Origin of the sequence: Pseudomonas sp. HN11 (genome assembly GCF_021390155.1) — a bacterium.
In the GTDB taxonomy this organism is placed as follows: domain Bacteria; phylum Pseudomonadota; class Gammaproteobacteria; order Pseudomonadales; family Pseudomonadaceae; genus Aquipseudomonas.
Genome location: NZ_CP089985.1, coordinates 450,464 through 463,736 on the forward strand (window position 1 = coordinate 450,464; position 13,273 = coordinate 463,736).

At 62.6% G+C, this 13,273-nt stretch carries 15 protein-coding genes and 1 pseudogene; 3 read left to right on the forward strand and 13 right to left on the reverse strand.

Translation table 11 applies throughout. The features are described from left to right. Positions 1-8 precede the first annotated feature (8 nt). The 12 genes from LVW35_RS02070 to LVW35_RS02125 are packed head-to-tail and all read right to left on the reverse strand — an operon-like array spanning position 9 to position 10,727. Positions 9-2,321, reverse strand: a complete 2,313-nt coding sequence (locus tag LVW35_RS02070) for an MMPL family transporter (protein WP_233893478.1) — start codon at positions 2,319-2,321, stop codon at positions 9-11. Then, a complete protein-coding gene (locus tag LVW35_RS02075; protein WP_233893479.1) occupies positions 2,311-2,901 on the reverse strand; it encodes an outer membrane lipoprotein carrier protein LolA in 591 nt (196 codons plus the stop codon). The genes LVW35_RS02070 and LVW35_RS02075 overlap by 11 nt, the downstream gene beginning before the upstream one ends. Further along, positions 2,898-3,323, reverse strand: a complete 426-nt coding sequence (locus LVW35_RS02080) for an acyl-CoA thioesterase (RefSeq protein ID WP_233893480.1) — start codon at positions 3,321-3,323, stop codon at positions 2,898-2,900. The genes LVW35_RS02075 and LVW35_RS02080 overlap by 4 nt, the downstream gene beginning before the upstream one ends. Further along, positions 3,316-4,857 (reverse strand): HAL/PAL/TAL family ammonia-lyase, encoded by a 1,542-nt coding sequence (locus tag LVW35_RS02085; RefSeq protein WP_233893481.1) that lies wholly within the window; start codon positions 4,855-4,857, stop codon positions 3,316-3,318. The genes LVW35_RS02080 and LVW35_RS02085 overlap by 8 nt, the downstream gene beginning before the upstream one ends. Next, a complete protein-coding gene (locus tag LVW35_RS02090) occupies positions 4,841-5,776 on the reverse strand; it encodes an LpxL/LpxP family acyltransferase (protein WP_233893482.1) in 936 nt (311 codons plus the stop codon). The genes LVW35_RS02085 and LVW35_RS02090 overlap by 17 nt, the downstream gene beginning before the upstream one ends. Further along, positions 5,773-6,507 carry a glycosyltransferase family 2 protein gene (locus tag LVW35_RS02095; protein ID WP_233893483.1) on the reverse strand — a complete coding sequence of 245 codons (735 nt, stop codon included), beginning with the start codon at positions 6,505-6,507 and terminating at the stop codon, positions 5,773-5,775. Before LVW35_RS02095 ends, LVW35_RS02090 begins: the two co-directional genes overlap by 4 nt. Further along, positions 6,500-8,170, reverse strand: a complete 1,671-nt coding sequence (locus tag LVW35_RS02100; RefSeq protein WP_233893485.1) for an acyl-CoA synthetase family protein — start codon at positions 8,168-8,170, stop codon at positions 6,500-6,502. The genes LVW35_RS02095 and LVW35_RS02100 overlap by 8 nt, the downstream gene beginning before the upstream one ends. Further along, positions 8,167-8,712: a hypothetical protein gene (locus tag LVW35_RS02105; protein ID WP_071492343.1), complete on the reverse strand. Its 546-nt coding sequence runs from the start codon at positions 8,710-8,712 to the stop codon at positions 8,167-8,169. The genes LVW35_RS02100 and LVW35_RS02105 overlap by 4 nt, the downstream gene beginning before the upstream one ends. After that, on the reverse strand, positions 8,709-8,963 hold the full coding sequence (locus tag LVW35_RS02110) for an acyl carrier protein (protein ID WP_016979215.1): 255 nt from the start codon (positions 8,961-8,963) through the stop codon (positions 8,709-8,711). The genes LVW35_RS02105 and LVW35_RS02110 overlap by 4 nt, the downstream gene beginning before the upstream one ends. 9 nt (positions 8,964-8,972) lie before the next feature. Then, positions 8,973-9,242 (reverse strand): phosphopantetheine-binding protein, encoded by a 270-nt coding sequence (locus LVW35_RS02115; RefSeq protein WP_014716603.1) that lies wholly within the window; start codon positions 9,240-9,242, stop codon positions 8,973-8,975. Then, positions 9,220-10,032: a lysophospholipid acyltransferase family protein gene (locus LVW35_RS02120; protein WP_233893487.1), complete on the reverse strand. Its 813-nt coding sequence runs from the start codon at positions 10,030-10,032 to the stop codon at positions 9,220-9,222. The genes LVW35_RS02115 and LVW35_RS02120 overlap by 23 nt, the downstream gene beginning before the upstream one ends. After that, positions 10,008-10,727, reverse strand: coding sequence for a beta-ketoacyl synthase chain length factor (locus tag LVW35_RS02125; protein WP_233893488.1), 720 nt, complete (start codon positions 10,725-10,727; stop codon positions 10,008-10,010). Before LVW35_RS02125 ends, LVW35_RS02120 begins: the two co-directional genes overlap by 25 nt. Positions 10,728-11,076: 349 nt before the next feature. On the opposite strand from LVW35_RS02125, the gene LVW35_RS02130 reads away from it, so the two are divergent. Both LVW35_RS02130 and LVW35_RS02135 read left to right on the forward strand, forming a co-directional pair. Then, positions 11,077-11,847 carry a ParA family protein gene (locus LVW35_RS02130; protein WP_078046531.1) on the forward strand — a complete coding sequence of 257 codons (771 nt, stop codon included), beginning with the start codon at positions 11,077-11,079 and terminating at the stop codon, positions 11,845-11,847. A 494-nt stretch (positions 11,848-12,341) separates the two neighbouring features. Then, a complete protein-coding gene (locus LVW35_RS02135; protein ID WP_078046532.1) occupies positions 12,342-12,551 on the forward strand; it encodes a DUF6124 family protein in 210 nt (69 codons plus the stop codon). Between the two features lie 92 nt (positions 12,552-12,643). Here the strand turns inward: LVW35_RS02135 and trxC are convergent, their stop codons facing one another. Continuing rightward, the gene (gene trxC, locus LVW35_RS02140; protein WP_078046533.1) at positions 12,644-13,078 is read right to left on the reverse strand and encodes a thioredoxin TrxC; all 435 of its coding nucleotides are present in this window, start codon (positions 13,076-13,078) and stop codon (positions 12,644-12,646) included. Positions 13,079-13,139: 61 nt separating this feature from the next. On the opposite strand from trxC, the pseudogene LVW35_RS02145 reads away from it, so the two are divergent. Then, positions 13,140-13,271: pseudogene (locus tag LVW35_RS02145) on the forward strand (transcriptional regulator); the annotation flags it as partial. Between the last annotated feature and the right edge of the window lie 2 nt (positions 13,272-13,273).

The window sequence follows — 13,273 nt, forward strand, 5'->3', positions numbered from 1 at the left end:
AATCACATTCATAAGGCGTGTTTCTGTTGCCCGGCCCAGGGTGCCAGCATAAAGCTGAATGCCAGGCCCAGGCTGACCGATAAGCCGAAATTGCTCACCGCTGGTGTACTGGACACCGCCAGCAGGCCAAACGACAACCAGGTCGTCAGCGCCGCCAGCAGTGTCCCCAATAGACTGACCGCAGGGCCGCCGATTTGCTCGCGCATCAGGATCGCGTAGTCGACACTGATCGCCGTGACCAACAGCAGGCCGAACAGGCTGAACAGCGTCAGTGGCTGGCCCAGCCATCCAAGGCTGGCCAGGCTGCACAGCGCAGCAAGCAGCGGCAGCGCGACGATGCGCAAGGCGCCGCCGAAGCCAAACGGCAGGATCAGCAGTAGCACGATCAGCACACAGGACATCAACTTCAGTTCAGCAGCGCTGATCTGTGTGTCGGCGAACACCCGGTTCAAATCGCCCAATCGGTCGACCAACTGCACGCCCGGCAAATCCAGCGCCTGTACGCGCAGCAAGGCGGGGTTGTTCAAACCTTGCAGGCTGACCATGGCCGCCACGCCGCCTTCGACCTTGCCCAGCCACAGCATGCGCCAAGGCTCGGCCATCGGGCCGGCCAGAGCGGCATCAATGTCTTGGGTGGGCAGCGCTTGCAGGTGCGCGACTTCGGCTTGCAGGGCGCTGGCGGGCACGCCGAGGTCCAGTAGCGGCTGCCAGTGTGATGGGAGGTTGTTCAGCGCATCACGCAGTCGTTGCTGTTCGGCGGGCAGGCTGACCAGTTGATTGAGCGCCAGGTAACCCTGGAGCTTGTCCATGTTCACTAACTGATCCAGACGTTGGCCCAGGGCGCTTTCACGTTCCAGCAATTGTTGCTGGTTGTCCGCCCGCACCAGGAAGAACTGGCTGGTGGGCTGGAAGCCGGTAATCCGCGCCACGGCCTGCGCTTCTTGCAGCAACTGCGGCGGCGCGCCGATCCATTGGCGGATATCGTTTTTGCTGTTCAGGTGCCACAGGCCACCCGCGCAAAACAGCAGCAGCAAGGCCAGCAGCACCGGGCTCGGCACGCGCTTGAGCAACGCGGCGCGAACCAGCCACAGGCATTCGGCGATGCGCAGCGGCCATTGCGCCGGGCGCAGTTCGACGCCCTTGAGCAGCGCCGGTAACAGGCATACGGCGGACAGGTAGGCGCCGACCAGGCCGGCAGCGGAGAACACGGCGATTTGCGTCAACGCGGGGAATGGCGTCCAGGCCAGTGCCAGGTAACCGATACAACTGGTCGCCAAGCTCAAACTCAGCCCCGGCAAGGTGATGCGCAGCGCCGGCCAACTGCGCCACGGTCGCATGCTCCAGCTTTTCGACAGGTAATGCAGCGGGTAATCCACTGCCACGCCGATCAGGCTGGAGCCCAGCACCAGCGTCATCACATGCATATGGCCGAACCACGCTACACAAGCCACCGCGCCAAACAGCATGCCCACCAGCACTGGCACAAAGGCCAGCAACACGCGCCAGCGGCGGAAGGCGAGCAATAGCAACGCTAGGATGCCGACGGTTGCACCGCCGCCGACCCAGGTGATTTCCCGCGTGGCTTGCTGCTGACCATTGGCGGCGTAGAGCAAGCCGCTGGCGGCAAGCAGTTGCGCGCCGTGTTCGCTGGCTTGCGCGCGACTGGCCTGGAGCAGATCCGCCACTTGCAGCGGCAGTTTCATGTCGAAGGCATTGCCGGTGGTGCGCGCACGCAGCAGCACCCAGCTTTTGCCGTCGGCATCGGCGATCAGTGCGCCGCTGCCGATATCCAACTGCACCGAGCCGTGTTGCGGCTGGCTGTTCTGGATGCGTCCGGTGAGGCCCAGCCAGTCGTCCTGGCTTGGTACCAGGCTGAAGCCGGTGAAAGGGTCGAACAGCGCTTGCACGCGCTGTTGGATAAACGCGTCGGGCTGCTCGATCAGTTGCTCGCGGTCCTTGGTCGAGAGCATCGCCAGGCGCCCACGCAGTAATTGATCGCGCAGTGCCGGCAAGTCGGCTTGCAGGTTCCACTGCACTTTTTCAAACAGTCCGCTGGCCTGCCAGCGCTCGCCCAGTTGTTGTGCGACCGCCACGGCTTGCTGACGGTCGGCATGGCCCACCAGCACCAGCATCTCGCGGTTCAAGGGTTCTTGCATGCGCTGTTCGGCTTGCTGTTCCAGGGCATCCGGTGTGTTGCCCGGCACCAGCTCCATCAGGTTGGCCGACAGCGGCGCGCCATGGCGCCACTGCCAGCCGGCCAAGGCCAGCACAGCCACCAGCAGGATCAGGAACAGGCGCGGCGGCAGGCGCTCACTGGGCAAAGTCGTGCTGCTCCGCTTCGCTCAGGGGTTGGCTGGCAATGCTGTCCTGCATGCGCAAAACGGTGCTGTCGCCTTGGGTTTCCAGCAGTTCGATGGTCTGCACCAAGTCGCCGCCGTCGATGTTGATCTGGGTGAAAACCTGTTTGAGCAACAGTGAGCGCGGGATCAGCGTGAGCTTCCATTGCTTCGCCTCGCCTTGCAGCTGCAATTGGAAGTCACGCTGCAAGCCGCTGCTGTCGCCCTGGAGTACGGCCAGGAACAGGCGATTCTGCTCGGCCCCGGCGCTCTTGTTCGGCAGCAGTTGCCAGCCGTTGGCGTCGCGGCGGGCGATGCCCTGGGCGCTGATGCGATAGTCCTGTTGCAGTGGGGTTTTCAGCAGCCATAGCAAACCGTGGTCTTTCGCCAGCACAAAGGTGCCCTTGCTGACCAAGGGCTGGGGCAGGGCACGCAGGTGTTTTTCCTGGGTGAAGCTGCCGTGGATCACGCTGGGTTTGGCCAACTGCTCGCTGAGCTGTTGCAGATCGAAGGCGTGGGCTTGCAGCGACAGCAGCAGCGCACCCAGAAAGGTGATCCATTTCATGACAGGGCCTTTTCGACGGCGTCGGTGAATACTGTGGGGGAGGCCAACTGCATCTCGCGGCTGGCGATTTCCACCGCCACTTGCACGGTGCTGGCGCGGGTCAGACGCTCGCCGCTGGCCAGGTCAGTGATCAGGTAATTGACCTTCAAACGGTTCTCCCACTCCACCAGGCTGGCGCGCACGTTGAGGGTCTGGCCGAACACCGCGCCGCGTACGTAACGCAGCTGCATGTCGATCACCGGCCAGGCGTAGCCCGACTCGAGCATCGCCGTGTAGTTGTGCCCGATCTTGTCCAGCAACGCGCAGCGCGCCACTTCCAGGTACTTCACGTAATGCCCGTGCCACACTACGTTCATGGTGTCGACGTCAAAAAAAGGCACGAGGATTTCAGTGTCGCAATGCAGTACGCCGGCGCTACGCATGCAGCCTCCAGTGTTGCTCGGCAATGCGTTGCAGGCACAGGCGCAGCTCGCCTTCCAGGGCGCGGTCTTCGATAACCGGTGGGAAGTCTTTGGCGAGTTCTTCGTGCATCGCCGCCAATGCAGGCGGCAACGGCCGCGCATCCTCGGCCTGGGCCCGCAGCCACACGCCCTGATTGGCGGCGAGTAGCGTGGCGGCGGCAACCTGTTCGGTCAGTTCCAGCACGCGGATCGCATCGCGGGCGGCGATGGTGCCCATGCTTACCTTGTCCTGGTTGTGGCATTCGGTGGAGCGCGAAAACACGCTGGCCGGCATGGTGTTTTTCAAGGCTTCGGCGGTCCAGGCGCTAGTGCCGATCTGCACGGCCTTGAAGCCATGGTTGATCATCGCGCGGTCAGCCGGCGCGCCGGACAGGTTGCTCGGCAGGCCGTGGTTGTAACGCACGTCCACCAGCAACGCGAGTTGGCGGTCGAGCAGGTCGGCGACGTTGGCCACCAGGGTCTTGAGGCTGTCCATGGCAAAGGCGATATGCCCGCCGTAGAAGTGCCCACCGTGCAGCACGCGTTCTTCTTCGGCGTCGATGATCGGGTTGTCATTGGCGCTGTTCAGCTCAATCTCGATGAACGAGCGCAGCCAGTTCAGACTGTCGGCCAATACGCCGAGCACGTGGGGCGCGCAACGCAGCGAGTAACGGTCTTGTAGGCGATGCAGCGGCGCAGTCGGCGCATCGATGGCCAAGTCCTTGCGCAGCCAGGAGGCCACCTGCATCTGCCCTGGGTGCGGCTTGGCGGCGAACAGGCGTTCGTCGAAGTGTTCCGGGTTGCCTTGCAGCGCCACCACGTTCAGCGCGGTGATGCGCGTGGCCAGTTGCAGCAGGTAGTCGGCGCGGGCGAAGGCCAGGCAGGCCAGGCCGGTCATCACGGCGGTGCCGTTCATCAGCGCCAGGGCCTCCTTGGGGCGCAGGACTAGCGGATCCCAGCCCAACTCAAGGTGCACATCGGCCGCCAGGCGACGTTCGCCACGCAACAGCACTTCACGCTCGCCGGACAAGGTCGCGGCCACATAGGACAATGGCGTCAGGTCACCGCTGGCGCCCACCGAGCCTTCTTCGGGGATCAGCGGCAGGACGTCATGCTCAAGGAACGCGTGCAGTCGTTCCAACAACTCCACGCGCACGCCGGAGACCCCGTGGCACAGCGACTGCAAGCGCGCCGCCAGCACGGCGCGGGTAGCCTGGGCGTCGAGCAGCTTGCCCAGGCCGCAACCGTGGAAGGTGTACAAGTGACGCGGCAGGGCTTCGACGTGCTGCAACGGCACCGCCACTACGCACGAGTCGCCGTAACCGGTGGTCACGCCGTAGATCACGCCTTCCTTGTCCAGCAGCGAGTCGAGGAACTGCGCGCCCTTGGCAATACGCTGGCGGTACGCGGCATCGCCCTGCAGCTGGGTTGGCGTCTGACGGTTGGCCAGGGCCAGCACGTCTTCGATGCGCAAAGCGCGTTCGCCAAAGGTTACCGGCTCAAGATGCGTCGTCATCGGTCTTCCAGAAAGGGTAAAAGTTGAACCATTGTTGGGGCGCTTCCAGGCAGAACTGGCCCAGGCGTGCGGCGTAGCGTGCGGTCCACAGGGCTATGACCTGCTCGCGGGTGTTGCGTTTCCATTCGATCTGCGGCGTGAAGGGCTCAATGGTCAGGCGATAGCGGCTGTTGTGCTTGAGGCACATCAGCAGGTTCACCGGGCATTTGAGCAAACCGGCCAGCAGCCACGGGCCTTGGGGGAAGGCGGCGTCATGGCCGAGAAAGTCCACGCGCACCGTGCGCCCGCCGTGCAGCGGCACGCGGTCGCCGGCAATCGCCAGCCACTCGCCGTCGTCCAGGCGCTGGCTGAGCAGCAGCATGGTGGCCGGGTCCAGCTCGCTGACCTGGATCAGGCGCAAATGGGTCGCCCCGGCTTCGCCCAGCAGGCGATTGAATTGCTCAGCGTGCTTGGTGTGGACCAGCACGTTCATGGTGACTTGCTCGCCAATCTCGGCGAGCGCGCGGCACACTTCGAGGTTGCCCAGGTGTGCGCCCACCAGCATCTGTCCGCGCTCGCCACGCAGTTGCCCGCGCAATTGCGCCGGGTCGTTGATCTCGATCTGTTCCAGGCGCAGCTTGCCGTTCCACACGTCGAGTTTGTCGAGCAGCGAGTCGGCAAAGGCCATGAACTGGCCGAAGACTTTCCGGTGAGTGGGGCGAAGGTCCTCGCGCCCGCTCCAGTCGGCCAGGCGCTGTTGGTATTGCCAGGCGCTGTGGCGCGCGGTGCGACCGAACAGGAAGAAGTACAGCACGATGCCGTACAGCACCGGGCTCAACACGCGCCGGCCGAGGACCTTGGCGGCGAATGCCGTGAGTTTCATCAGCCAGTAGCTGCCGCGTTCCTCGCGGTCTGCCCAGTGTTTGCTGCTGTCACTCATGCCTGCCACCGTCGCCACAGGATCATTGGCGCCCGCACCAGCATGCCGAAGAACAACCGGGTGTGCATGGCCGAGATGCGTACGTTGTCGCGGAACAGGCGAAAGTGCGAAAGGCCGTCGGTGGGGTAATGCACCTGGGTGGGCAGCCAGCGCATCGGCTGGTTGCGCCAGGCCAGGCGTACCAGGATGTCCGAGTCGAAGTCCATGCGCGTGCCGATGTAGGCCGAGTCCATCAGTGCCAGCACTGGCGCCAGCGGGTACACACGAAAGCCGCACATCGAGTCGCGGATCTGCAGCGACAAGGTGTTGATCCACACCCACATGTGGGTCAGGTAGCGCGCGTACAGACGGCCTTTGGGCACGCTGTCGTCGTATTCGGGGTAGCCGCAGATAATGGCGTCGGGGTGTCGGCGCGAGGTGTCGAGGAAAGTCTCGACTTCGCGCAGGTCGTGCTGGCCATCGGCGTCGACTTGCAGGGCGTGGCTGAAGCCCAGGCGGGCGGCTTCGCGGAAGCCGGCCATCACTGCACCGCCCTTGCCCTGGTTGGTGGGCAAGGTCAGCAGGGTGACGTTTTCCAGGCTCGCCAGTTGTACCAATACCGCCGCGCAGGCCGGGCTGCTGCCGTCATCCACCAGCAGGCATGGCAGGCCACTGTTCAACAGGCTGCGGACCACGGCGGGCACGGCGGCTTCGTGGTTGTAGACCGGGATCAGGGCGCAGGGGTTATGCATCGACGGTCTCCAGCAAAATCCGTCCGCTGGAACAGGCCGCAGCACCATTGCGATAGGCGAAATACAACTTGCTGCGTTCCGCATCAAACCGCAGATGCAGTTCGATCACATCGCCTGGCCGCACCAGTTGCTGGAACTTGAGCACTTCCATCCCGGCAAAGGTTACCGGCAAATCGAGCAGTTGCTGGCCCAGATTGAAGGCCCATTCCACCTGCACCACGCCGGGCAGCACCGGGGTGACGGGGAAGTGGCCGCTGAAGTAGGCCAGGTCCGGCGGGACGCTCAGTTGCAGGGTCCATTCACCATTGGCTTTGACCTGCTCCAGTACATCCGGGGCTTTCGGTCGTGCTGCCAACAAGAGCGCCTCGACGTGTACCTGGGGCAGTTTGCCTTGGCTGTTCAGGGGCAACTGTTTCAGCAACCGCCATCGACGTGGCAGCGCCAGGGCTTCGCAATGTTGGCTCAGATGCTGGCGCAGGGTCTGGGTGAGCGTGCGTCGCCCCTGGTTGCGCAAGGCATGCAGCCCCTCGGCGCTCAGCACCACCAGCGCGCCGAGTGACGCGCGGTTTTCCTGCACCACGCCCAGGCGGGTTTCCGCGACCCAGGGGTGGTCCATCAATGCGTGCTCCAGCATGGGCAGGGAGATGCGTTTTTCTTCCAGCTTGACGATGCGATCCAGGCGGCCGAGCAGCTCGAAACGGCCATCGGCATGGATGCGTGCCGCGTCGGCGGTTTGCTCGACATGCCCCTCAGGCAGGTAAGGCGAGGCGATGCGCAGGGCGCCGTCGGCATCCTGGCTCAGTTGCACGTCGGCAAACGGCTGCCACGGCTGTGCGCCTTGGCGCCAGGCAATGCCACCGGTTTCCGAGCTGCCGAGGATCTCGGTCGGCCATTGTTGCAAGCGGTCGTACAGGCTGCCGGCGGCTTCTACGGGCAGCGCGCCGCCAGATGAAAATACCCGCGACACCTGGCTCAGCGCCGGCCAGTCAAGGTTGTCGCCCATGCGCTTGAGCAGCGCCGGGCTGGCGACCCAAGCAAAGTGCGCGTGCTCGCGGCTGGCGCGCTGCATGTCTTCGGGGAAGGCCAGTTGTTTGCGCACAAAGGTGCGGCCGGCGCACAGCGGCCAAAGCACGCGGAACAACAAGCCGTAGATATGCTGGGTGGCGACGCTGCCAATGATGCAGGCGTCTTTAAGGCCAGGACCCCACAGGGTTTCCAGGGCCTCGACTTCGTTGGCCAGTTGGCGCAGGTTTTTGTCGATGCGCTTGGGTTCGCCGCTGGAGCCGGAGGTGCACAGGCTCAATTGGCAAGCGTCGAGGTCGAGTGCTGCAGCGCTCAGTGGCGCCTCGTACAGCGCGTCCAGGTCCGCCGCTTCGGTCAGCCAGGCATCGACGGCCTCATCCCAGCGTTGGCGGGTCTGAGGTTGCAAATCGGCGGGCAGCAGCACGCTGACCCCGGCCCGCCACGCGCCCAGCAGGGCAATCGCCAGTAGGCCGGCGTCTTCCAGGTACACGGCCAGGCGCCGGATACCGCGCGCTTGCAGGCCTGCGGCCAGGCTCAGGGACTGCGCCCATAATTGGGCATGATTCATTGCAGGTTCGGTGGTGACCGCACGCTGTTCCAGCGGCTCAAGCAGCACATGCTCAAGTTTCAACCCATTCATACGCGGCCTCGAACCCTTTGTCGTACCAGCCATTCCACGGCAAACAACAGCCCCATCAGCCCGTAGGCGATCAGGCCGTTGTACAACGTCCACCAGCTCAGCGGCGCCCACAACGTGAGGGCGGCGGCGAGCAGGCCATTACACAGAAAAAACACGCTCCACACCACGGTGACCTGGCGGGTATACACGATGGCATGCGGCGCCAGCACCGGGTCGGTCATGCGCGCCAGGCGCTCGACCATCGGTGGGCCGTATTTGAGGCTCAGGCCGAACAGCGCCAGCATGAACGCGCTGACCAGGCTCGGGTACCACCGCAGCAGACGGGGGTTGTCGAACCAGGCCAGCAACAGGCAGAACACGATCACCGCCAGCGCCATCCAGCGGCTGCCGGGGCGACGCGCACCGGTCAGCGCGCGCAGCAGCCACAGGCTGCCGAGCAGCAGGCCGAATTGCCACGGAGCAAAATGTTCGGTGCCGTAATACACCGCAAAGGGGTACAGCAGCCCCGCCAACAACAGGCCAAGGCCGATCAGCCGGCTCATGCGGCAGGCGTGACCAGACGGTACACCGCCTCAACCACGTCGTTCACGGTGCGCACGGCCTTGAATTCTTCGGCGGCGATCTTCTTGCCGGTCTGGCGCTTGATATGGTCGATCAAGTCGACGGCGTCGATGCTGTCGATTTCCAGGTCCTGGTACAGGTTGGCGTCAAGGGTGACGCGTTCCGGCGGCAGTTCAAACAGTTCCACCAAGGCGTCGCGCAAGGTGTTGAAAATATCGTCACGAGTTTGCATGGTCCGGTCTCAAGCTGCCTGTCTGGCCGTGACGAACGCCGCAAGGCTGGCCACGTTGGTGAAGTGATTGCGGGTGTCCTTGGCGTCGGCATCGATCTTGATGCCGTACTTTTTCTGGATCGCCAGGCCCAATTCCAGGGCGTCTACCGAATCCAGGCCGAGGCCTTCGCCGAACAGGGTTTGCTCGCTGCCGATGTCGTCGACGCTGATGTCTTCCAGGCCCAGAGCCTCGATGATCAGCGTTTTTATGTCGTGCTCAAGGCGGTGTTGGTCGCTCATCTTCGGCGAGCTCCTTAATAAAATAGTGATGCAGGTAATCGTTGAGCTTGCGTGAGGCCTGGGGCGCGGGGCCCAATGTTGCGAACGCCTGTGGTTCTATATCGGCACCCACCCGCAAACTGAAGTGCACGCGGCATTTTGGGATGCGATACCAGGGTTCGGCCTTGGTCAGCGTCGTAGGGCTGACCTTGATCACCACGGGGGTGATGATTGTCGCACCGCGCAGCGCAATGGCGGCGCCGCCGCGATGAAAGGCAGGCGCCGCGCCGGGTGTGGTGCGGGTGCCTTCGGGAAAGATGATCAGGGTCTGGCCGGTGCGCAGGGCGTCAGCCGCCGCATCGAGCATTTCGGCACTGCCATCGTTGCTGATATAGCCAGCGTCGCGCACCGGTCCACGGGTGAAGGGGTTCTGCCACAGGCTCTGCTTGACCACGCAGTTGGCCTGGCGAACCAGGCCGATCAGGAACACCACGTCGATCAACGACGGGTGGTTGGCGATGATCATCTGGCCCGGGCGGCCGAGTTTTTCCGCGCCTTCGACGCTGTAGGTGAGCACGCCGGCGCGTTGCATCAGGCGAATAAAGAACCAGAACAGCCAACTGATGGTGTGGCGGGCGCGGCTGCGGTGTTTTGCAGCGTTACCTGGCAGGCAACTGAGCAGCGGGAACACCAGCAAACGCAGGCACAACCCACCGAAGCCGAACAGTGCGAAGCTGGCGGCGGTGGCGAACAGGCGCCAGTAGTAGGCGTCCCGTGGTTTTTCGTTCAGGGCTTGCGTTGCCAGTTCCATACACGGTTCTTCCAGGCATGTTGGCAGGCGACCTGTTCGGTGAGCAGGGTGCGCAGCAGGTTCAGGGCGTGAGGCCACCGGGTTTGAGTGAGTTGGACAGTGTCGCTGTTCAGTTCCAGTTGCCACTCGTCGCCCGGTGTCAGCAGCAGGCCGAGGGCGTAAGGGAAGGGCACATCGCGAATCCAGCGGGTGTAGGCTTCGGGCGGCTGTTCTTCGGTAATCACCAGCAAAACGGCCGGCGCGCCCTCGTTGAGCAGGGTGGCGGCTTCTAGCACGCCGTGTTCCAGGCCGTCGCCAGTGGCAGCAAGCGCGGTCATTTCGCTGGTTTCATTGCGCAGGATCGACCACAGGCCAATCACTGCGTTGTGCACCGACAGGCTGAACTGAGTCGGCGACAGCGGCTGGTCGTTGGCCAGGTCACTGAGGATGTCGAGGGTGCGCGGGGTTTCGCCATGCCGGGAAACGAACACCAGCGGCAGGTCCTGCAAGCCCTCGGCCAGTGGCCAGCCCACGCTGAAGGCCATGCGCGCCAGGCGGCTCAAGCGGCGGCGTTGCATGGCTGGCAGAAACGAGACATCAGGGGCGGCTTCGCTTGCAGGCAGCAATACCGGGGCCTGGCACCAGGCGTGCCAGTCGTCCACGCTATCGAGCCCTGGGGCCCAGGCGCGCCATTGGGCGATGTTGAAAGTGATCACTGAGAAGGTATCCCGCCCCTGCGGGCTTCCATGTGTGGCTTTTGGCCCCGAATACCGGGACAGGGAACAATAGCCGAATGGCGCGCATTATCCCGGTGCCGTGGGGTTCTAGCAAACTTTGGTAAAGATTTGCGCACGGTTGATTACAAAATAGTGGAAAGGATTTACAGATTGTCCTTTACCAGGGAACTGATTGGATTGTCGGACCGTTCTTTTTAATCTGTCGGTTGCGTATGACAGACCGGGCGCCGATCGTATTGCGATGCAGTAGTGCATGGATGAACGAGGTAGCTAACAGGCGCTTTTGCCCTCTACACTCGGACATTCATTGATACACGGAGGTTTTTCCATGCGGCGTGTGGTGTTCAATCAGAAAGGCGGCGTTGGCAAGTCCAGCATTGCCTGCAACCTGGCGGCAGTCAGCGCCAGCGAAGGCTATCGAACCCTGTTGGTGGACCTCGATGCACAAGCCAACTCAACCCAATACCTCACCGGGCTGACCGGCGAAGATATACCGATGGGCATTGCCGAATTCTTCAAGCAAACCCTGTCTTCCGGGCCGTTTTCGAAAAAAAACCGGGTGGATATCTACGAGACACCCTTCGACAACCTGCACGTGATCACCGCCACCGCCGAATTGGCGGACCTGCAGCCCAAGCTTGAGGCCAAGCACAAGATCAACAAGCTGCGAAAGTTGCTGGATGAACTGAGCGAAGATTACGACCGGATCTATCTGGATACGCCGCCGGCGCTGAACTTCTATGCAGTTTCGGCGTTAATTGCCGCTGATCGCGTGCTGATCCCCTTCGATTGCGACAGCTTTTCGCGCCAGGCCCTCTATGGCTTGCTGGCAGAAATCGAAGAGTTGAAGGAAGACCACAACGAAGGCCTTGAAGTCGAAGGCATCGTGGTCAACCAGTTCCAGGCCCGGGCGAGCCTGCCGCAGCAGATGCTGGATGAGTTGATTGCTGAGGGCCTGCCGGTGTTGCCGGTGTACCTGGCCAGTTCCGTACGCATGCGTGAATCGCACCAGGAGAGCAAGCCGCTGATCCACCTGGACCCACGGCATAAGCTCACACAGCAATTTGTGGAGCTGCATAACCTGCTGGAAAACGCGTGATCTGAAAGGCAGCGCGGACCTGAGTTTGAAATGCGATCAGTGTGGGAGCTGGCTTGCCTGCGATCGCATCGCCTCGGTGTATCAGGCAGATCGAGTCGCCTGCATCGCAGGCAAGCCAGCTCCCACACTTGGTTCTGCATTCCAGCCGCTGGATTTGTCCCACAGAGGCTGTAGGACGGGTCTGGCAATGGGGTTATGCCTTGTAACGATGCCTACAGGTAAGCCAGAATCGCCCGGCTTGTGCGTCTGGATGGGCTTCTCTTAAGGTTCTCGGGCCGCTGAATTCTCAGTGGTCGGGTTTAGTAGCCCAGTCAGACGAAAGTATGTGCACCGCTCCGACAGCATGGCGTTTTTCGCCTATCTGATGGTGGCTGTGCGCAGGGCACCTTCGGGTGCGCCGGTTTTTGCTTTCGTTCCCGGTCTACTAACCTGCGTACAGCCGCCGCCCTTGTTTAGTAGCGAATAGGTGGTGGCCCTATCAGAGAACGAAAAGCATGTTATTCACCGTCACCCCCAACCTCCCCAACGAAACCCTAGTCCTCAACAGCTACGAAACCTTCTCATCCGTTCGCACCCTGTTGCTCAACCTGTCCAACGACCTTACCGGCGAACACCGAGACGTTGCTTTGGCGATCCACCAATTGAGCGAGCTGGGTGTACTGCTGGTCGGCCAGATGATGGACCGCGAAACACCCGTGGCCTAACGCTGGAATACCATCGCTGTAGGAGCCGGCTTGCCGGCGATGGCGCCCTCAAGAACGCCATCACCGGCAAGTCGGCTCCTCCAGGTCGGGTGTCAAATGCCCTGGCTGCGTAACCACGCCATCAACTGCGGCAACGGAAACGCCCCACTCTGGCGAGCCACTTCGCGACCGTTCTTGAACAGAATCAAGCTGGGAATCGAGCGAATCCCCAACTGCGCCGACAACTGCTGATTGGCCTCGCTGTCCAGCTTGGCCAGCCGGCACTTGCCCGCCAACTGCCCGGCCGCCTGCTCGAACACCGGCGCAAACGATTTACACGGGCCACACCAGTCGGCCCATACATCCACCAGCAACGGCAGGTCGCCTTTGATCTGGCTGGCGTAGTCGCCTTGTTTCAGCTCAAACGGCTTGTTCAACAAAACCGGCTGCTTGCAGCGCCCGCACTTTGGCGCATCACCCAGGCGTTCACCGGGGATGCGGTTGAGCCCGTTGCAGTGGGGGCAGGGGATTACAAGAGGTTCGGACATCGGGGGCTCCTAGGGTGTGGCCATTAGGTTCAATCTGGAGCCGGCAACGAGGTTTATCAAGACCAGATGCGATCTGCCGGGGGGGGCGCAATCGCTCGTCTCCGAGAGATTGCGTGGCAAGCGCCAGCTCAACATACGTCAAATACGTTGGCTGGCTGAGCGTTTTGGGGTTTCAGTAGAAACCTTCATTTAAAG